The sequence below is a fragment of the Pseudomonas morbosilactucae genome (genome assembly GCF_023241665.1).
GTDB lineage: Bacteria > Pseudomonadota > Gammaproteobacteria > Pseudomonadales > Pseudomonadaceae > Aquipseudomonas > Aquipseudomonas morbosilactucae.
The window spans coordinates 1-20263 of record NZ_JALQCX010000047.1; the positions used below are offsets into that span (position 1 = coordinate 1).

Genomic DNA, 20263 nt, shown 5'->3' on the forward strand with positions numbered 1-20263 from the left:
GAACGAAAACGAACCGAAAGATTCGAGATGCTCACAAAACACCGAAAGCTATCACATACCCAATTTGCTGAAGCGAGGCCATCTGGTCACGACTCAGTACCCGAATTTCTTGACGACCATAGAGCGTTGGAACCACCTGATCCCATCCCGAACTCAGCAGTGAAACGATGCATCGCCGATGGTAGTGTGGGGTTTCCCCATGTGAGAGTAGGTCATCGTCAAGATTAAATTCCGAAGCCCCAATTGCGAAAGCAGTTGGGGTTTTGTTTTTGCGCGAGAAAAAAACTTTTATCCGTTGATGCAACCCTCGCGTTACTGCTTCAGGCTGCCAGCACCCAGCCACAGTGCTAAGGTTCGCCCCTAGCTTTTTGCATTTTCCAAGGAAGCCTTTATGCCGGACACCACGTCCCTCAACGCCGGTTTCATGGTGGTTCACGGTAATCGCCTGGATGAGCTGCGCAGCCTGGTGGTCAGCTGGATGCGGCGTTATCCCCTGGCGCCCTTGGAAAATGAAATCGCCCTGGTGCAGAGCAACGGCATCGCCCAATGGCTGAAGCTGGCTTTGGCCGAAGACCCTGAAGATGACGATATGGGCGGTTGCGGTATCGCCGCCGCGATCGACGTGCAATTGCCCGGCAGCTTTATGTGGCAGCTCTATCGCATGGTCTTGGGACGAGATGAAATTCCGCCCAAGTCCCTGCTGGATAAAGCCCCGCTGACTTGGCGCCTGATGCGCTTGCTCCCTGAACTTATCAACGAGCCGCACTTCGAGCCGTTACAGCGCTTCCTGACCCACGACACCGACCTACGCAAACGCTACCAACTGGCCGAGCGCCTGGCGGATCTGTTCGACCAATATCAGGTCTACCGCGCCGACTGGCTGGAAGACTGGGCCGCTGGCCGGCATCAGCTGCGCAACGTGCGTGGAGAGGCCAAGCCCCTGACCCCGGCCAATGCCTGGCAAGCTGAACTCTGGCGTGCCCTGCTGCTGGATGTGGGGGAGGAAGGCATGGCGCAAAGCCGCGCCGGTGTGCACCAGCGTTTTATCGAGCGGATCAACAGCCTTGAAGTGGCGCCCAAGGAATTACCCTCGCGAGTGATCGTTTTCGGGATTTCTTCGTTGCCCGCCCAAGCCCTGGAAGCCCTGGCTGGTCTGGCCCGTTTTAGCCAAGTCCTGCTCTGCGTGCACAACCCTTGTCGTCACCATTGGGCAGACATCGTCGCCGATAAAGACCTGTTGCGGCACCAATACAAACGCCAAGCGCGTAAGGCAGGCATGCCTATGGCGCTGGACCCGCAAACCTTACACCAACACGCCCATCCGCTGCTGGCTGCCTGGGGCAAACAGGGTCGTGACTACATCAATCTGTTGGACAGCTACGACGATCCCAACAGCTATCGTTCGGCCTTCCGTGACGGTCGCATCGACCTGTTCAGCGACGCACAGCCGCACAGCCTGCTCAACCAACTGCAGGATGACATCCTCGAACTGCGCCCCTTGAATGAGACCCGGGAACACTGGCCCGCCGTCGATCCGCAAGACGATCAGTCGATCCGTTTTCACATTGCCCACAGTGCCCAGCGCGAAGTGGAAATCCTCCACGATCAGTTGCTGGCTCGCTTCAGTGCCGACCCTGATCTGCGTCCTCGGGACGTGATCGTCATGGTCCCCGACATCGACAGTTACGCGCCACACATCCGCGCCGTATTCGGCCAGCTGGAACGTGATGACCGACGCTTCATCCCCTTCACCCTCACCGACCAGGGCCAACGCGGCCGCGACCCCTTGCTGATCGCCGTGGAGCACTTGCTCAAGCTCCCCGACAGCCGCTTCCCGGTCAGTGAGATTCTCGATCTGCTGGACGTCCCCGCCTTGCGCGCGCGCTTCGGTGTGGAAGAGGCCGACCTGCCGACCTTGCACCGCTGGATCGAAGGTGCGGGCATTCGCTGGGGCATGGACGCGCCACAGCGTGCAGCCCTCGGTTTGCCTGAAGAGCTGGAGCAGAACAGCTGGCGTTTCGGCCTGCGGCGCATGCTCCTGGGATACGCCGTGGGCCGCTCCGACGCCTGCGAAGGGATTGAGCCCTACGACGAAATCGGGGGCCTGGACGCGGCCTTGATCGGCCCGTTGGTGGCCCTGCTCGACGCCTTGCAGATCGCCTATCAGCAACTCACCCAGCCCGCCAAACCGGTTGAATGGGGTGAGCGCCTGCAGCGCCTGATGCAGTTGTTCTTCCTGGCCAGTACCGAGCACGACGACTACCTGCTTGGCCAACTGGAAGACCTGCGAGAAACCTGGCTGGAGACCTGCGAATCCGTTGGCCTGCAGGACGCGCTACCACTGACCGTGGTCCGCGAAGCCTGGCTGGCCGGCCTTGACCAAGGGCGCTTGTCGCAACGCTTCCTGGCCGGCGCGGTGAACTTCTGCACCCTGATGCCGATGCGTGCCATTCCCTTCAAGCTGGTCTGCCTGTTGGGCATGAACGACGGCGATTACCCCCGCGCCCAACCGCCCCTGGATTTCGACCTGATGGGTAGCGACTACCGACCCGGTGACCGCTCCCGGCGTGAAGACGACCGCTACCTCTTGCTGGAGGCGCTGCTGTCTGCGCGAGACCAGCTTTACGTCAGTTGGGTCGGTCGTAGCATCCGCGACAACAGCGAACGCCCTGCGTCGGTATTGATTGGCCAGCTACGCGACCATTTGGCCAGCGGCTGGGCCCTGGGCGACCCGGAGCATTCGCTGCTTGAAGCCTTGACCCAGGAGCACCCGCTGCAACCCTTCAGTGCTCGCTACTTCCACGACGGCGACACGCTCTTCAGCTACGCCCGGGAATGGCAGTTGCTGCATCAGGATCAACCCGAACAGGGTGCGGTGGAACTGTTGCCGCCTTACCTCCAGGAAGAGCCCTTGAGCCTGGCTCAATTGCAGGATTTCTTACGCAATCCTGTGCGGCATTTCTTCAGTCAGCGTCTGAAAGTGTTTTTCGAGGCCCTGGAAGCGCCCCTGGCCGATGAGGAGCCTTTTGTCCTCGACGCCCTGCAACGCTATAGCCTCAGCGACAGTTTGCTGGAGGCCGCATTGAACAGCGGTGACCCCGAGCACGCCCTGCAAGCCCAAGCACAACGCCTGCAAGCCAGCGGTCTGCTGCCCATGGCCGGTTTTGGCGAATGCCTGCAACGGGAGTTGATCGAGCCCCTGCCTGACCTGTTGCAACGTTATCAACAGCTGTTGAGCCTGTGGCCTACGCCCCTGACCAGCGCTTCGCCCATCAGCCTCGAACTGGGCGGTGTGTTGCTGGAAGGTTGGTTGAGTGGCCTGCATCAGCGCAGTGACGGCGGGCTGCTGTCGATCACCGCTATTCCCAACAGCATCGGTTCGATCAAGAGCCGCAAATGGCACCGCCTGACCCGGGCCTGGGTCGAGCACCTGGCCGCCTGCGCCAGCGGTTATTCGTTGACCACCGCCCTGGTGGCCAGTGACGACAGCCTGCTGCTGGCCCCCCTTGAGCGCCAGGCGGCCCTGGACTGCCTCGGCGAGTTGTTGCTGGCCTGGCAAGCCGGTATGTGCCGGCCATTGCCGGTGGCTGTGAAAACCGCTTTTGCCTGGCTGGCCCAGAGCGATCCGGACAAGGCCGAGGCCGCCGCACGCAAAGCCTATGAAGGCGATGGCGTGACCAGCGACGGCGAGCGTCGAGAAAGCCCAGCCCTGGCGCGACAATATGCCGATTACAACGCCTTGATTGCCGATGAAACCTTCGGTGGTTGGGCCGAAACCCTTTACCGTCCGTTGCTGCAAGCACCTTGGCGCTCGGCGCTCAGCGAGGAGGCCGGATCATGACCGCCCCACAACGGCCCCTGGCCCTGGCGTTCCCACTGCGTGGCAGCCAACTGATCGAGGCCAGCGCCGGCACCGGCAAGACCTTCACCATCTCGGCCCTGTACCTGCGCCTGGTGCTCGGCCATGGCGGCGAAGCGGCAGGCTTTACGCGGGAGTTGCTGCCCCCGCAAATTCTGGTGGTGACCTTTACCGATGCCGCCACCAAGGAGCTGCGTGAGCGAATTCGTACGCGCCTGGCCGAAGCCGCCCGATTCTTTCGTGATGAGCTGGAGGCGCCCGACAGCCTGATCGCCGAGCTGCGGCAACAGTTCAGCCCCGAGCAATGGGCCGCCTGTGCCAATCGCCTGGATATCGCCGCGCAATGGATGGACGAGGCCGCGGTCTCGACCATCCACAGTTGGTGCCAGCGCATGCTCCGCGAGCACGCCTTCGACAGCGGCAGCCTGTTCACCCAGACCCTGGAAACCGACCACAGCGACCTGCTGGGTGAAGTGCTGCGCGATTACTGGCGGCTGTTTTGCTATCCGATGCAGGGCGATGCACTGAACTGGGTAAGGGCCAACTGGGGCGGGCCGGCCGCGCTGTTGCCGCGGGTCCGGGCCTTGTTCGGTGGCGAGCGGCGCGAGGCGCAAAGCCTGACACCCAGCGAGCTGATCGAGGCCAGCCTACAAGAGCGTCGCGAAGCCCTGGTGGCGATCAAGGCGCCTTGGCGGCAATGGGCCGGAGAGTTGCGGGATATCTGCCTGCAAGGCGTGGCCAGCAAAACCGTGGACGGCCGCAAGATGCAGGCCCGTTACTTCGAGCCCTGGTTCGAGAAGATCAGCGCCTGGGCCGAGGACGAGTCCGCCGAGCAATTGGACATCGGCACCGGCTTCAGCCGCTTGACCCCTGACGGCATGAGTGAGGCCTGGAAAGGCCAAGCCCCAAGCCACCCTGGCATCGACGCCATGCCCGGCCTCAAGGCCGCCCTCGACGCGCTGCCGAGCCCCGATGCGGCGGTGTTGCAACATGCCGCTCAGTGGGTCGGCGCACGCTTTGAGGAAGAGAAGCGCCGGCGCGCCGAGATGGGCTTCGACGACATGCTGCTGCGCCTCGACGCGGCCTTGCAGGCGGAGTCCGGCGAGCGCCTGGCGGAGCTGATTCGCGAGCAGTTCCCAGTGGCCCTGATCGACGAATTCCAAGACACCGACCCGGTGCAGTACCGGATCTTCGAAAGCATCTACCGCATCGAAGACAACAACCCGGACACCGGCCTGTTTCTGATCGGCGACCCCAAGCAGGCGATCTACGCCTTCCGTGGCGCCGACATCTACACCTACCTGCGGGCGCGCCAGGCCACCAGCGGCCGCCTGCACACCCTGGGCACCAACTTCCGTTCCAGCCACGCCATGGTCAGTGCAGTGAACCATGTGTTCCAGCGCGCCGAGGCTCGGGAGCAGGGCCGAGGTGCCTTTCTGTTTCGTGAGGCCGGTGACAACCCGGTGCCGTTCCTGCCAGTGGCGTCCCAAGGGCGCAAGGAGCACTTGCAGGTTGACGGCCAGACGCTACCGGCCTTGAACATCTGGCACCTGGAAACCGAGCAGCCCTTGTCGGGGGCTCAGTATCGCCAGCAATTGGCGGCGGCCTGCGCCAGTGAAATTGTCGAGTTGCTCAATGGCGGCCAACAGCAGCGCAGCGGTTTTGTACGTGACGATCAGCCCCTCAGGGGCTTGTTGCCGGCGGACATCGCGATCCTCGTACGCGACGGCAAAGAGGCCCAGGCGGTGCGTGGCGAACTGGCGGCGCGCGGGGTGCGCAGCGTCTACCTGTCGGACAAGGATTCAGTGTTCGCCGCCCAGGAAGCCCGGGACCTGTTGGTCTGGCTCAAGGCCTGTGCCGAGCCGGATGTGGAGCGCCCTTTGCGGGCGGCCCTGGCGTCGTTGACCCTGAACCTGTCGCTGACGGAACTGGAGCGCCTGAACCAGGACGAACTGGCCTGGGAAGCGCGGGTCATGCAGTTCCGCGGATATCGCGGAATCTGGCGCAGCCAGGGCGTGCTGCCGATGCTGCGGCGCTTGCTGCATGACTTCCAGTTGCCCCAGGCCCTGGTGCAGCGCAGCGATGGCGAACGGGTCCTGACCAACCTCTTGCACCTGTGCGAATTGCTGCAGCAGGCTGCCGCCGAACTGGACGGCGAGCAAGCCCTGATCCGTCACCTGAGCGAGCACCTGGCTTTGTCCGGGCAAGCCGGTGAAGAGCAAATCCTGCGCCTGGAAAGCGACGAGCAACTGGTCAAGGTGGTGACCATTCACAAGTCCAAGGGCCTGGAATACCCGCTGGTGTTCCTGCCTTTCATCTGTTCGGCCAAACCCGTAGACGGTAGCCGGCTGCCCTTGCATTACCACGACAGCAGCGGCAAGGCCCAAGTGACCTTGCGGCCCACCCCTGAATTGATCGTCCAGGCTGACGATGAGCGCCTGGCCGAAGACCTGCGCCTGCTCTATGTGGCCCTGACCCGCGCCCAGCATGCCTGCTGGCTGGGCGTCAGTGATCTCAAGCGCGGCAACCACAACAGCTCCGTGTTGCATCGCTCAGCCCTGGGTTACCTACTGGGCGGCGGTGCGTCACTGGGCGAGTCCGCCGGGTTGCGCAGTTGGTTGCGGGACCTGCAACAGGATTGCGCCACCCTCAGCGTCGAGCCGCTGCCCCTGGCTGGCGACACCCGCTTCCAGCCCCCACGCAACAAGGCGACCTTGCTGGCCCCGCTGATCCCTCAGCGACGGGCGGCAGAGAACTGGTGGATCGCGTCTTACAGCGCCCTGCGCATCAGCGACAGCCTGGGTGCCGGCAGCGAAGCCCCGGAAAACCCCCAGGCGCAAAAACTCTTCGATGACGAACGCCTGGACCCGGATGCGCCGCGAGAAGTGTTGGCCAGCGGCGGCGATATCCACCGCTTCCCCCGGGGCCCGAACCCGGGGACCTTTCTTCATGGGCTGTTGGAGTGGGCCGGAGAAGAAGGCTTCAGCGCTACGCCTGAGGCCATCGACGACGCCATCGCCCGGCGTTGCAACCGACGCGGCTGGGAAGGCTGGATCGGCACCCTTAGCGCTTGGCTGCAACCGCTGTTGCAGACCCCGTTGGCCCTCGGTGCCGGGCAGGCGCCAGTGGTGTTGTCCGGGTTGACGCAGTATCGGGTGGAGATGGAGTTCTGGTTCGCCAGCCACAAGGTTGATGTGCTCAAGCTCGATGAGCTGGTGCGCCAGCACACCCACCACGGCGTGCCTCGGGTGACTGCCGAGCCGGTGTTGCTCAATGGCATGTTCAAGGGGTTTATCGACCTGACCTTCGAGCACCAGGGGCGCTATTACGTGGCCGACTACAAATCCAACTGGCTGGGCGTGGACGACGCCGCCTACACCGAGCAGGCCATGGAACAATCGATCCTCGACAACCGTTACGACCTGCAATACGTGCTCTACCTGCTGGCCTTGCATCGCCAACTCAAGGCGCGCCTGGCGGACTATGATTACGACCGGCACATAGGGGGCGCCCTGTACCTGTTCCTGCGGGGCACCTGTGCCCCTAGCCAGGGCGTGTTCTTCGCCCGGCCTTCCCGAGACCTGATCGAGCGCCTGGATCGCCTGTTCCAGGGCAAGCCGGACCTGCCCAAAGCCGAGCCCGCCTGGGAACAGGGAGTGTTGTTATGACCGAAGACCTGTTTGCGCCCACGGACGATTTGGCGCCGTCCACTCTGGCGCCACTGACCCGGGCCGAAGACCTGCTGCAGCTATTGGACCTGTGGGTCGAACGCGGTTGGTTGCGCGCCCTGGACAAGGCTTTTGTCGGCTTCCTCTACGAGCTGGATCCCCGCGGCGACTCCTTGGTGCTGATGGCGGCCGCGTTGACCAGTCATCAGTTGGGCCACGGCCATGTTTGCCTGGACCTGTTCGAGACCCTCAAAGAACCGGATTTCGCCCTGTCCCTGCCGCCTGAAGGTGACTCCCAGAGCGGTGTGATCCTCCTGCCTTCGCAAGTCCTGGTGGCCCTGGACGGTGCCCATTGGTGCAAGACCCTGGCCGCCAGCCGCTTGGTGGCGCTGGCCGCCGATCACAGCGAAGAGGCCGGGCAGCGGCCGTTGGTGTTGTCCGGCAAGCGCCTGTACCTGCGCCGCTACTGGGCCTACGAGCGGCGCATCGACAATGCCCTGCGCCAACGCCTGGCCCAGCAGGAAGCCACCCCCGATGACCTGTCGCGCCGCCTCACCGAACTGTTCGGTGCGGCCAAGCCTTCCGGGCCCATCGACTGGCAGAAGCTCGCCTGCGCCCTGGCCACCCGGGGCGCCTTCAGCATCATCACCGGCGGCCCTGGCACCGGTAAAACCACCACCGTGGTGCGTCTGTTGGCCTTGCTCCAGGCGCCGGCGGTGGAGCAGCGCAAACCCTTGCGTATCCGTCTGGCGGCCCCCACCGGCAAGGCGGCGGCGCGGCTCACCGAGTCCATCAGCCTGCAGGTGCGCTCCCTGGCGGTGGCGGATGAGGTGCGAGAGAAAATCCCCAGCGACGTGACCACCGTGCACCGCTTGCTGGGCAATCGCCCGGGCACCCGGCACTTCCGCCACCACGCCGGCAATCGCCTGCCCCTGGATGTGCTGGTGGTGGACGAAGCCTCGATGATCGACCTGGAAATGATGGCCAACCTGCTGGACGCGCTGCCGTTGCATGCGCGCCTGGTGCTCTTGGGGGACAAGGACCAGTTGGCCTCGGTGGAGGCCGGTGCGGTGCTGGGCGATCTGTGCCGGGATGCCGAAGGTGGCTGGTACAGCCCCGACACGCGGCAATGGCTCGAGGCCCTGAGTGGCGAAGACCTGGCCGGCAGCGGCTTGCAGGAAGACCGCGAGCACAGTCACCCCCTGGCCCAACAGGTGGTGATGCTGCGGCACTCCCGGCGCTTCGGCGAAGGCAGCGGCATTGGCCAATTGGCCCGTTGGGTCAACCAGCAGCAGGCGGAGGAAGCCCGTCGCTTGCTGGCTGCCCGCAGCCACGCCGACCTCTATTGCCTGAGCCTCAAGGGTGAGCAGGACCGCGCCCTTGAGCGCCTGCTGCTGGAGGGGCATGGCGATGGGCCGCAAGGTTACCGGCACTACTTGAGCTTGCTGCGCACGGAGCGCCCGCCAAGCGAGGCCAGCCTTGAAGACCCGCGCTGGACCCAATGGGCGCGCAAGGTGTTGCAGGCATTCGACCAGTTCCAGTTGCTCTGTGCGGTGCGCAAAGGCCCTTGGGGCGTGGAGGGTTTGAACCAGCGAGTGACCCAGGCGCTGTTCAAGGCGCGGCTGATCGACAGCGACCAGCAATGGTACGAAGGGCGCCCGGTGCTGATGACCCGCAACGACTACGGCCTGGGCCTGATGAACGGCGACATCGGCATCGCCCTGCGCCTGCCCGAGCAGGAGGGTGCCGAACCCGGACGTCGGGTACTGCGCGTGGCTTTCCCGCGTAACGACGGCCAGGGCGGCGTGCGTTTTGTGCTGCCGAGCCGGCTCAACGATGTGGAAACCGTGTACGCCATGACCGTGCACAAATCCCAGGGTTCGGAGTTCACCCACACCGCGTTGATCCTGCCGGACGCCTTGAACCCGGTGCTGACCAAGGAGCTGATCTACACCGGCATCACTCGGGCCAAGGATTGGTTCAGCCTGATCGAGCCCCGCGCCGGGGTCTTTGAAGAGGCCGTGCGGCGCAAGGTCAAGCGCCTCAGCGGGCTGATGCTGGAACTCGGCTGAGGCCGGCCTAGAGCACCGCCGCCTGGGAGGCCTGGGCCGGCGCTTGCAGCCCCATAAAGCGCCGCACCCGTTCGCCGTCCGCGTCTTCGCGGATGGCCCGGGGGCTGGCGTCGAGTTGGACATGGCCGTTTTCCATGAAGATCACCCGGTCGGAAATCGACATCGCGAAGTCCATCTCGTGGGTGACGATCAGCAGGGTCATGCCTTCCCGGGCCAGGTCGCGAATCACATTCAGCACATCCCCCACCAACTCCGGGTCCAGGGCCGAGGTGGGCTCGTCGAACAGCATGATCGCCGGTTCCATGGCCAGGGCTCGGGCGATGGCCACCCGTTGCTGCTGGCCGCCCGACAATTGGTGCGGGTACTTGTGGGCGTGGGCCAGCAAGCCGACCTTGTCCAGCAGCCCATAGGCGTGTTGTTCGCTCAGCGAGCGCTTGGTGCCGTGGTAGCGCGGCGCCAGGGTGACGTTGTCGAGAATGCTGCGATGGGGGAACAGGTTGAAGTTCTGGAACACCATGCCGATCTGGCGCACGCCGTCGCGCACCTGAGCGCTGTTGAGGTTGTCGCCGGCGCTGATGAAGCTGTTGCCGAACAGCACGATCTCGCCCTGATCGATGCGCTCCAGGCCGTTGATGGTGCGGATCAGCGAGGTCTTGCCGGACCCCGAGGGGCCGATGATGGAAATCACCTGGCCACTGTTGACGCTCAGGTCGATGCCCTTGAGCACCTGATGATCGCCATAGCATTTGTGCAGGTTACGCAGTTGCAGGGCCGGGGCGCTGCCGGCGCCGGGGTGCGCCTCGACGCGGCTGGCCTGTTGCCGGGTCTGTTGCTGGAACCGCGCCACAGTGCTCTCGTCCAGGGTTTGCGGCTTGCGCAGATTGAGGTCCAGGTGCTGCTCCAGGCGTTGCAGCAGCCAGCCGAACAGGCTGACGATCAGCACGTAGTACACCGCCACGGCGGCCAGGGTTTCCATCACCAGAAAGTTCTGCGCATACAGGCGTTGGCCCACCGTAAGCAGTTCGGTGAGGGAGATCACCGAGATCAGCGAGGTCAGCTTGACCACGGTGATGTACTCGTTGATCAGGGTCGGCAGGGAGATGCGAAACGCCTGGGGAATCACGATCAGGCGTTGCAGGCCCAGGAGGCCGATGCCCAGGGCGCGGCCCGCTTCCTTCTGCCCCTTGGCCACCGAGATCAGGCCGCCGCGGTGAATTTCCGCCATGTACGCGGCCTCGGTCACCACCAGGGCGAACAGGCCGGAATAGAAGGGGTTGGACAGCACCGAGCCGGTCACCGGAAATAGCTGGGGCAGGTTGTAGACGAACACCACCAGCACCAGCAGCGGGATGCTGCGGAAGAACCAGATGTAGATCGCCGCCGGCGTCCTGATCCAGGCGGCGCTGGAGAGTTTGGCCGAGGCCAGGACAAAGCCCAGCAGCATGCCGATAAACCAGGCCAGGGCACTGAGCTGGACCACGGTGACGCAGGCCTGCCAGAAGCTCGGCAGCGAGAACAGGGAGAAAAAGTAGGACCAGTCGAATTGCATAAAAACACCTCAGCCGCTTCGGATTGCAGGCTTCAAAACGGGCGTGCAGCCCTCGATCGCGGATCAAGCACAGGGCGCTTCCGTGCGCCCGAAAGCACTCACTCGGTCACGGGTTCCAGGTTGTACTTGCTGAGGATCGCCGCGTACTCGCCATTCTTCTGGCTGGCGGCAAAGGCTTCCTGCAATGCCTTGTAGGTGGCGTCGTTGCCCTTCTTGACGAAGATGCCCAGGGTTTGTTGGTAGATCGGGTGGGCAGTGGTGACCACCACGCGGCCGTTGGTGCGCTCGGCGATCATTTTTGCCGCGCCGGCGATTTCCACTTGGGCCTGAATGTTTTTCGACAGCAGGGCCTGGGTCACTTCCGGCGCCGACGGGTATTCGCTGACGCTGATGGCGCCCTTGTTGTTGGGCACGCAGTAGTCGCTGGACAGTTTCTGCAGTTGGCCAACCCAGGTGGTGCCCTGTTCCAGGCCGACTTTCAGGCCGCACAGGTCTTCAGGGGTTTGCGGGTTCAGGCCGCTGTCCTTGGGGGCCATGATCGCCGCCCCGGTTTTTGCGTAGGCGATGGTCAGGGCCTGGGTCTGCCGTTCCGGGGTGATGTACATGCCGGAAATGATGGCGTCGTAGCGTCCGGCGTTGAGGCCGAGGATCAGGCTGGGGAACTTGGTGTCGACGAACTCGGCCTTGGCTTGCAGGTGCTTGGCCAGGGCATGGGCCAGTTCCGGGTCGGAGCCCACCACGTTCTTCTCGCTGTCGTAAGACTCGAACGGCGGGTAGGTGATCTCCATGCCGATCTTCAACTGGCCCGGGGTCGCGGTGGCGGCCAGGGCGGTATGGGCGGCGCACAGGCCGAGGGTGATCAGGGTCAGGCGCACAAGGTTGTTTTTGTTGAGCATCAGGCGGCACTCCAGGGTGGGTTGGGCAAGGCAATCAGGACGGTTGGGTTTGGTGTTTCAGGTGCCCGAAGCTGGACGGCTTGCGGGCTTTTTCCGGTAGCTGGATCTCGCCGTTTTCCACGCGCTTGCGCAGGTACTGGTAGGTCTGCAAGGCCTGGCCGTACATGTGCTCGCCAATGGCGATTTGCTCGTATTCATCGGTGCCGTTGGCGAACTGCGGCAGTGGCTTGATCTGGGTATGAAAGTCACAGGCGTAGAACAACGGGAAGGCGTAACGCTCCTCGCTGACGCTGCGCACGCGGTGGGCGGTGGCGACAAAGGCCCCGGCGGTCATCACTTCGAGCATGTCGCCGATGTTCACCACAAAAGCGTCCGCCACCGGTGGGGCATCGATCCACTGGCCGAGGCTGTTCATCACCTCCAGGCCGGGCTTGTCGGCCAGGAGAATGGTGAAGCACTCGTAGTCAGTGTGGGCGCCGATCCCCGGGGCATCCTGGGCAGCGCCGTCGAAGGGGTAGTGGATCAGCCGCAGCTTGGAAGGCGGGCGGGTCACCAGCGGGTCGAAGTAGTCCTCCGCCAGGCCCAGGGCCAGGGCAAAGCCGCCAAACAGCCGCCGACCGAGGGCGAACACCGCCGCGTAGTAGGCTTGCGCTGCCTCCTTGAAACCCGGCAGCGTCGGCCATTCGTTGGGCCCCAGCAGCGGGGTGTTGGCCAGCACCAGGGGATCGTCGGCCGGCACTTCGAAGCCGATGTCGAAGGCTTCCTTGTGGTCCGGCTTGCCCTTGGAATACACCTCCTCGCCTTCAGGGACAAAGCCCTTGTGGGTCTTCGAGGTGCCGATGTAGTGCTGCATCTTGCTGGCCAGGGGCTGGGCGAAATAGTCCTTGGCCGCCTGACGCAGGTCGGCGATCAGTGACGGGGCGATGCCGTGCTGGGTGATGTACAGGAAACCCACTTCACTGGCGGCCTTGCCCAGTTGCTCGGCCACCGCCAAGCGGTGCTCCAGCTCGACGCTGAACAGGCCGGCGATGTTCACCACCGGGATGCTGTTGAAATTGGCCTTGGCCTGGGGGGTATCGATCTTCTCGGGCATGACGCAAGAACCTCAGGGACGGATGGAGTGGCTGAAGCGTTGGAAGTGTTCGCGCTCGGTGCGGGCCATCCACAGGTTCAGCGACCAGAGATCGGCCACCGGCACATTGGTGAAGGGCAGGTGATGCAGGTAGCCGTCGGCGCCGAATTCCGGGGTCAGGGTGCTGACCTGGTAGCCACGGGCCTGCTGCGAGCGCCAGATGGCTTCCCAGTGCTGTTGGTGGAAGGCCAGTTCCCGGGCGTATTCCGGTGCGCCGGGGTGGGGCACTTGCGGGCCTTGGTCATAACCGACCCTGGCCTGGATATGGTGGACCCGTTCGACAAAGGCGCTGAGGTCGTCGCAGGGATCGTCCAGCAGGCGCTCGCAGGTGACGACCCAATGGCTGATGTCACTGGTGAAGCGCAGGTCCGGCACTTGGCGAATCAGTTCCAGGGTCAGCCAAGGGTTGAACAACGAGCGCGAACGATGGGTTTCGAAGCTGCAGAACTGGCCGTGCTTGCGGGCCAGCTCCAGGGCCTGGCCGAAGAACTCCACTTGCTGGGCCAGGGGCCAGCGGTCGTTGCCGGCCAGCACATTGACGAAGCGCGGCCTCAGTTCGGCGGCCCAGGCAAGTTTGCGGTCGAGGTCCTGCAGGTGTTCGGCGGGGAGGGCCTTTTGCTCCGGCAATACGTCGTAGGCGGTAAACACAGTGCTGATGTAGCCGACCTGATTGGCGCTCAGGAAGGTGGCGAATTCGGCGCGCTCGCGGGCGTCCAGGGGCAGGCGGGCTTCCATGCCGTCGAAGCCGGCCTCCAGCAACTCGTCGAGTGCCTGGGCCTTGCTGGCGGTGTAACCCCACAGGGTGCGGAAAAGATCGAGTTTCATCGGCGAACCTCAAGGATGCCTGGGCTACGTAAAGCACGGCATCGGCAGGTGACCGAAGCGCGCTGTGTACGGCAGTAGCTGAAGACATTCCCCGAGCCGGCTATCTGTGTAGCCGGTCTCGCCGAGGGCGGCGCTGGGCCGCTGACTCTGGCACCGATCTTAATCAGGCGCAGCGGTCGGGAAGAATAGGCTGTGGCAAATCGTTACTTCATTTTTTTCTAAACCAATAGCCTGCTATGTATGTGGCCATCTCGCGGGGTTTTCCGTGGCTGTGCTATCGTTGCGGCATCATTTCATGACGATCATTGAGTATTCCTGCATGGACGTGGCTGTCTTGAGGACAGAACGCTTTTGGGGTGTCAGGCGGTGCCTGCTCGCGGCCCTTTTGTGCCTGTTGAGCCCCTTCACCCTGGCCCATTCTGCGGCTGACGCGCCCCTTGGCCTGGCCGATCAGCGCGCCAAGGCCGTGACCCAGGTGGTGCTCGGCATTCTCAGTTATGCCCGCTGGCCGGTGGAGCCTGCGCAACTGCGCCTGTGTGTGGTCGGCCCCACCGAATACACCGACGACTTGCTCAAGGGCAGCACCCAGCGCACCGGGCGGCCGGTGGTGGCGCGGCGCTTGCTGGCCAGCAGCCCGGCGATTCTCAATGAGTGCGATGCGCTGTACATCGGCAAGTTGAGCAGCGAAGAGCGGGGTCGTCTGTTTGCCTCGCTGCTGGGCCTGCCGGTGTTGAGCATCAGCGAGGGCGGTGACCAATGCACAGTGGGCAGCCTGTTCTGCTTGCGGGTCAGCGATGAGCAGGTTTCCTTCGAGGTCAATCTGGATTCGGTGGCTCGCAGCGGTGTGCGGATTCACCCCAGCGTCCTGCAGTTGTCCCGTCGTCGTGCGGCGGCCCCATGACGATCTTCAAATCCAAGAACCGTTCGACCCTGCGCTCGGTGATCGGTCGTGGGCACTTGATTGTCGCCCTGCTGGCCATTTTGATGGCCAGCCTGTCGCTGACCTTGCTCGGGGTCCTGGCGCTGCGGGTGTATGCCGACCACAACCTGCATTTGATCGCCCGTTCCATCAACTACACGGTGGAAGCGGCGGTGGTCTTCAACGACCGTGCGGCGGCCACTGAGGCCCTGGCGCTGATTGCCTCCACCGAGGAGGTGGCGGATGCCCAAGTCCTCGACAAAAACGGCCAACTGCTGGCGAGCTGGAAACGCCCGGAGAGCGGCTGGCTGTCCGACCTGGAGATGCACTTCGCCAGCGCCTTCCTGGAAAAGCCCATCGCCATGCCGATCGAGCATCAGGGCGAGGTGATCGGCACCATCAGCCTGACCGGGCACGGCGGCAGCCTGATGCGCTTTCTGTTCAGCGGCCTGGTGGGGATTGTGCTGTGTACGGCCGTCAGCGCCTGGGTTTCCCTGTACCTGGCCCGGCGTCAGTTGCGCGGCATCACTGGGCCTCTGCGCAGCCTGGCAGAGGTGGCCCACGCCGCCCGTCGCGAGCGTGCGTTCGACCAGCGCGTGCCGCCGGCCGCGATCATTGAACTGGACAACCTGGGCAACGACTTCAATGCCCTGCTCGACGAACTGGAAGCCTGGCAGACCCACCTGCAAAGCGAGAATGAAACCCTGGCGCACCAAGCCAGCCACGACAGCCTGACCGGCTTGCCGAACCGCGCCTTTTTCGAGGGGCGGCTGATTCGCACCTTGCGCAGCGCGGCCAAGCTCAACGAGCGGGTGGCGGTGTTGTTCCTCGACAGCGATCGTTTCAAAGACATCAACGACAATTTTGGCCACGCGGCCGGCGATGCCGTGCTGGTGGCCGTGGCGTCGCGGATTCGTGCGCAACTGCGCGAAGAGGACTTGGTGGCGCGCTTGGGCGGTGATGAATTCGCGATCTTGCTGACGCCGCTGCACCGGGTCGAAGACGCCCGGCGCATTGCCGACAAAATCAGTGCCAGCATGCAAGAGCCGATTCCCTTGCCGGGCAACACGGCGGTGTTGACCTCCCTCAGCATCGGCATGGCCATCTACCCGGATCATGGCGCCACGCCCGGCACCCTGCTGGACGCTGCCGATGCGGCCATGTACCAGGCCAAGCGCCAGGCCCGTGAGGATCAATCCCCGGACGACGAGGCGCATCCCCCTATCGTTCACGTTAAAACCAGGAGATGACGGTCTTGTTTTCTTTAACCCCACGTTTTTTTCGCTTCATCGGCGTGCTGCTGTTCAGCGCCTTGCTCGGCCTGGCCGGCTGCCAGAGCGTGCCGCCCAAGGGCCTGACGCCACAGCAGATTGCCGTGCTCCAGCACGAGGGGTTCGAGCTGACGGATGAGGGCTGGGCCTTCGGCCTGTCGGGCAAGGTGTTGTTTGGCAGCGATGTGGAAAGCCTGAACCAGGCCAGTACCGAGATCGTCCAGCGCATTGCCAAGTCCCTGCTCAGCGTCGACATCCAGAAGGTACGCGTGGACGGCCACACCGACGCCTCGGGCAAGGAAACCTACAACGAACAGCTGTCCATGCGCCGTGCCAAGAGCGTGGCCAAGGTGCTGGTCGAGGCCGGCATGGCCGAGCGCAACGTCCAGTTGCGCGGCCTCGGCAGCAGCCAGCCGGTGGCGTCCAACGACACCGTCGCCGGGCGCACCGAGAATCGCCGGGTGGCGATTGTGGTCATTGCCGACTAATCGGCGAAGCGCAGGGTACGACTCTCGCCCATCAGCAGCGGCTGGTTTTGCTCGGTGACGTTGCGGATGTAATCCCACAACAGGGTAATGCGCTTGAGCTTGCGCAGGTCCTCCCTGCAGTACATCCAGAATTGCCGGGTAAGGTTGATCTGCTCCGGCAGCACCGGCAGCAGGCGCGGGTCCTGGGCGGCGAGGAAGCACGGCAGGATGGCCATCGAGCGGCCTTGCTGCGCCGCCACGTACTGGGCGATGACGCTGGTGCTGCGCAGGTTGGCGCTGGCGCCGGGCACCACGTTGGCCAGGTACAGCAGCTCGGAACTGAAGGCCAGGTCGTCGACGTAACTGATGAATTGATGCTCACCCAAGTCCGCCGGGCGGCGGATCGGCGGGTGCTGGTCGAGGTATTCCTGGGTGGCGTAGAGCTGCAGGCGGTAGTCGCACAGCTTGCAGCACACGTAAGGCCCGTGTTCCGGGCGCTCCAGGGCGATCACGATGTCGGCTTCGCGCTTGGACAGGCTGATGAAGTGTGGCAGCGGCAGGATGTCCACGGAGATGGCCGGGTAGGCGTCGAGGAAGTGGCTCAACTGCGGGGTGATAAAGAAGCTGCCGAAGCCCTCGGTGCAGCCGATGCGTACATGCCCGGACAACGCCACGCCTGAGCCCGAGACCTGTTCGCAGGCCATGTGCAGGGTGCTCTCGATCGATTCGGCGTAGCCCAGCAGGCGCTGGCCCTCGGCGGTCAGGACAAAGCCGTTGGTCCGCGACTTCTCGAACAGCAAGGTGCCCAGTGCGGTTTCCAGCGAGGTGATGCGCCGTGACACCGTGGTGTAGTCCACAGCCAGGCGCTTGGCGGCGCTGCTGGCTTTGCGGGTGCGGGCCACTTCCAGGAAAAACTTCAGGTCGTCCCAGTTCAGGGAGCCCAATGAGGTGATGTTTTTTTGCATGTTTGACCGGATTTTATGTGCGTTCTTATTAGAAGTTTGCACATCTATACTCCAAAAACAGTCCGACACCAACTCGCGACGTCCTCTCTATACAAGGCGCCTGCGCGCCTTGGCTCCCTGCATAAGAACCCAAGAAGTCAGGAGACCACGATGAACGCATCCCTCACGCCCGGTGGCACCACACTGCAACAGGTCAAGTTGCTGATCGACGGTGAATGGGTCGAATCCCGCACTGATCAATGGCAAGACATCGTCAACCCGGCGACCCAGGAAGTCCTGGCCAAGGTGCCTTTCGCCACCGCCGCTGAAGTCGACGCCGCGATCGCCGCCGCCCAGCGCGCCTTCCAGACCTGGAAACTGACCCCCATCGGTGCGCGCATGCGCATCATGCTCAAATTGCAGGCGCTGATTCGCGAACATTCCAAGCGCATCGCCGTGGTCCTCAGCGCCGAGCAGGGCAAAACCATCGCCGACGCCGAAGGGGATATTTTCCGCGGCCTGGAAGTGGTTGAGCACGCTTGTTCCATTGGCACCCTGCAAATGGGTGAGTTTGCCGAGAACGTCGCCGGTGGCGTCGATACCTACACTCTGCGCCAGCCCATCGGCGTGTGCGCCGGCATCACCCCGTTCAACTTCCCGGCGATGATCCCGCTGTGGATGTTCCCGATGGCGATCGCCTGCGGCAACACCTTCGTCCTCAAGCCATCCGAGCAAGACCCGCTGTCGACCATGCTGCTGGTAGAACTGGCGCTGGAAGCCGGTGTGCCGGCCGGCGTGCTCAACGTGGTGCACGGTGGCAAGGATGTGGTGGATGCGCTGTGCACCCACAAAGACATCAAGGCCGTGTCCTTCGTCGGCTCGACCGCCGTCGGCACTCACGTCTATGACCTGGCCGGCAAGCATGGCAAGCGTGTGCAGTCGATGATGGGCGCGAAAAACCACGCCGTGGTGCTGCCGGATGCCAACCGCGAGCAGACCCTCAATGCCCTGGTGGGCGCAGGCTTCGGTGCCGCCGGCCAGCGTTGCATGGCCACCTCGGTGGTGGTGTTGGTGGGCGCGTCGAAACAATGGCTGCCGGACCTCAAGGCCCTGGCGCAGAAGCTCAAGGTGAATGCCGGCAGCGAGCCGGGCACCGATGTCGGCCCAGTGGTTTCCAAGCGGGCCAAGGCGCGGATTCTCGAATTGATCGAAAGCGGTGTGAAAGAAGGCGCCAAGCTGGAGCTTGATGGTCGCGGCATCCAGGTCCCGGGCTTCGAGCAAGGCAACTTCATCGGCCCGACCCTGTTTTCCGGGGTGACCACGGACATGCAGATCTACACCCAGGAAATCTTCGGCCCCGTGTTGGTGGTGCTGGAGGTGGACACCCTGGATCAGGCCATTGCCCTGGTCAACGCCAACCCGTTTGGCAACGGCACCGGCCTGTTCACCCAGAGCGGCGCCGCAGCGCGCAAGTTCCAGAGCGAAATCGACGTCGGCCAAGTGGGCATCAATATCCCGATTCCGGTGCCGGTGCCGTTCTTCAGCTTCACCGGTTCCCGCGGCTCCAAGCTGGGTGACCTGGGCCCGTACGGCAAGCAGGTGGTGCAGTTCTACACTCAGACCAAGACCGTCACCAGCCGCTGGTTCGACGATGACAGCGTCAACGACGGTGTGAACACCACCATCAACCTGCGTTGAGGAGCCTGACATGAACATCGCATTTATCGGCTTGGGCAACATGGGCGCGCCCATGGCCCGCAACCTGATCAAGGCCGGGCATCAACTGAACCTGTTCGACCTCAACCAGAGCGTGCTGGCGGAGCTGGCGCAACTGGGCGGCCGCATCAGCGCCTCGCCCAAGGCCGCCGCCGAGGGCAGCGAACTGGTGATCACCATGCTCCCGGCTGCAGCCCATGTGCGCAGCGTCTGGTTGGGAGAAGACGGTGTATTGGCGGGCATCGGTCGCGGCGTGCCGGCGGTGGATTGCAGCACCATCGACCCACAGACCGCCCGTGAAGTGGCGACTGCCGCAGCCAAGCAAGGCGTGAGCATGGCCGATGCGCCGGTGTCCGGCGGTACCGGCGGCGCCCAGGCTGGCACCCTGACCTTTATGGTCGGTGCCAACGCTGAACTGTTTGCCACCCTGCAACCGGTGCTGGCGCAGATGGGCCGCAACATCGTGCATTGCGGTGACGTGGGCACCGGGCAGATCGCCAAGATCTGCAACAACTTGCTGCTGGGTATTTCCATGATCGGCGTCAGCGAGGCCATGGCGTTGGGCGACGCCCTGGGCATCGACACCCAGGTGCTGGCCGGGATCATCAACAGCTCCACCGGGCGTTGCTGGAGTTCCGATACCTACAACCCCTGGCCGGGGGTGATCGAAACCGCCCCCGCGTCACGGGGCTACACCGGCGGCTTTGGTGCAGAGCTGATGCTCAAGGACCTGGGCCTGGCCACCGAGGCGGCGCGCCAGGCCCACCAGCCGGTGGTTCTCGGTGCCGTGGCGCAGCAGTTGTATCAAGCCATGAGCCAGCGCGGGGAGGGCGGGAAAGACTTCTCGGCCATCGTTAACAGCTACCGCAAACCGCAGTAAACGTTTCTTTCCGGGGGCTCGTGTCGGGCGAGCCTTCGGCTTTTCCAGCCTGTCTCCTGTCCCCC

At 63.8% G+C, this 20263-nt stretch carries 13 protein-coding genes and 1 rRNA gene; 9 read left to right on the forward strand and 5 right to left on the reverse strand.

Annotated features, from left to right (window positions below; genetic code table 11):
* Positions 1–108: 108 nt before the first annotated feature.
* From rrf to recD, 4 genes are all read left to right on the forward strand, one after another.
* Positions 109–224, forward strand: a 5S ribosomal RNA gene (rrf, locus tag M1B35_RS22790).
* Positions 225–391: 167 nt separating this feature from the next.
* Positions 392–3841 (forward strand): exodeoxyribonuclease V subunit gamma, encoded by a 3450-nt coding sequence (recC, locus tag M1B35_RS22795; protein WP_268263156.1) that lies wholly within the window; start codon positions 392–394, stop codon positions 3839–3841.
* Positions 3838–7527: an exodeoxyribonuclease V subunit beta gene (recB, locus tag M1B35_RS22800; protein ID WP_268263157.1), complete on the forward strand. Its 3690-nt coding sequence runs from the start codon at positions 3838–3840 to the stop codon at positions 7525–7527. The genes recC and recB overlap by 4 nt, the downstream gene beginning before the upstream one ends.
* The gene (recD, locus tag M1B35_RS22805; RefSeq protein ID WP_268263158.1) at positions 7524–9599 is read left to right on the forward strand and encodes an exodeoxyribonuclease V subunit alpha; all 2076 of its coding nucleotides are present in this window, start codon (positions 7524–7526) and stop codon (positions 9597–9599) included. The genes recB and recD overlap by 4 nt, the downstream gene beginning before the upstream one ends.
* 7 nt (positions 9600–9606) lie before the next feature.
* Here the strand turns inward: recD and M1B35_RS22810 are convergent, their stop codons facing one another.
* From M1B35_RS22810 to M1B35_RS22825, 4 genes are all read right to left on the reverse strand, one after another.
* Positions 9607–11148, reverse strand: coding sequence for an amino acid ABC transporter permease/ATP-binding protein (locus tag M1B35_RS22810; RefSeq protein ID WP_268263159.1), 1542 nt, complete (start codon positions 11146–11148; stop codon positions 9607–9609).
* A 98-nt stretch (positions 11149–11246) separates the two neighbouring features.
* A complete protein-coding gene (locus M1B35_RS22815; protein WP_123337491.1) occupies positions 11247–12044 on the reverse strand; it encodes an ABC transporter substrate-binding protein in 798 nt (265 codons plus the stop codon).
* A gap of 34 nt (positions 12045–12078) precedes the next feature.
* Positions 12079–13137 (reverse strand): isopenicillin N synthase family dioxygenase, encoded by a 1059-nt coding sequence (locus tag M1B35_RS22820; RefSeq protein ID WP_268263160.1) that lies wholly within the window; start codon positions 13135–13137, stop codon positions 12079–12081.
* 12 nt (positions 13138–13149) lie between these two features.
* Positions 13150–14001, reverse strand: a complete 852-nt coding sequence (locus M1B35_RS22825; protein ID WP_268263161.1) for a sugar phosphate isomerase/epimerase family protein — start codon at positions 13999–14001, stop codon at positions 13150–13152.
* Between the two features lie 319 nt (positions 14002–14320).
* Between M1B35_RS22825 and yfiR the strand changes: the two genes are divergently transcribed.
* The 3 genes from yfiR to yfiB are packed head-to-tail and all read left to right on the forward strand — an operon-like array spanning position 14321 to position 16679.
* The gene (gene yfiR / locus M1B35_RS22830; RefSeq protein ID WP_123337488.1) at positions 14321–14902 is read left to right on the forward strand and encodes a regulatory sequestration protein YfiR; all 582 of its coding nucleotides are present in this window, start codon (positions 14321–14323) and stop codon (positions 14900–14902) included.
* Positions 14899–16170, forward strand: coding sequence for a diguanylate cyclase DgcN/YfiN (gene dgcN, locus M1B35_RS22835; RefSeq protein ID WP_268263162.1), 1272 nt, complete (start codon positions 14899–14901; stop codon positions 16168–16170). Before yfiR ends, dgcN begins: the two co-directional genes overlap by 4 nt.
* A complete protein-coding gene (yfiB, locus tag M1B35_RS22840) occupies positions 16167–16679 on the forward strand; it encodes an outer membrane lipoprotein YfiB (RefSeq protein ID WP_268263163.1) in 513 nt (170 codons plus the stop codon). The genes dgcN and yfiB overlap by 4 nt, the downstream gene beginning before the upstream one ends.
* Here yfiB and M1B35_RS22845 read toward each other — a convergent pair.
* Positions 16676–17623 carry a LysR family transcriptional regulator gene (locus M1B35_RS22845; protein ID WP_123337485.1) on the reverse strand — a complete coding sequence of 316 codons (948 nt, stop codon included), beginning with the start codon at positions 17621–17623 and terminating at the stop codon, positions 16676–16678. The genes yfiB and M1B35_RS22845 overlap by 4 nt on opposite strands.
* 150 nt (positions 17624–17773) lie before the next feature.
* Between M1B35_RS22845 and M1B35_RS22850 the strand changes: the two genes are divergently transcribed.
* Together M1B35_RS22850 and mmsB are read left to right on the forward strand one after the other, a co-directional pair.
* Entirely contained in the window at positions 17774–19300 is a 1527-nt protein-coding gene (locus tag M1B35_RS22850) for a CoA-acylating methylmalonate-semialdehyde dehydrogenase (RefSeq protein ID WP_268263164.1), read from the forward strand.
* Between the two features lie 10 nt (positions 19301–19310).
* Positions 19311–20198, forward strand: a complete 888-nt coding sequence (gene mmsB, locus M1B35_RS22855) for a 3-hydroxyisobutyrate dehydrogenase (protein WP_123337483.1) — start codon at positions 19311–19313, stop codon at positions 20196–20198.
* Positions 20199–20263: the final 65 nt, after the last annotated feature.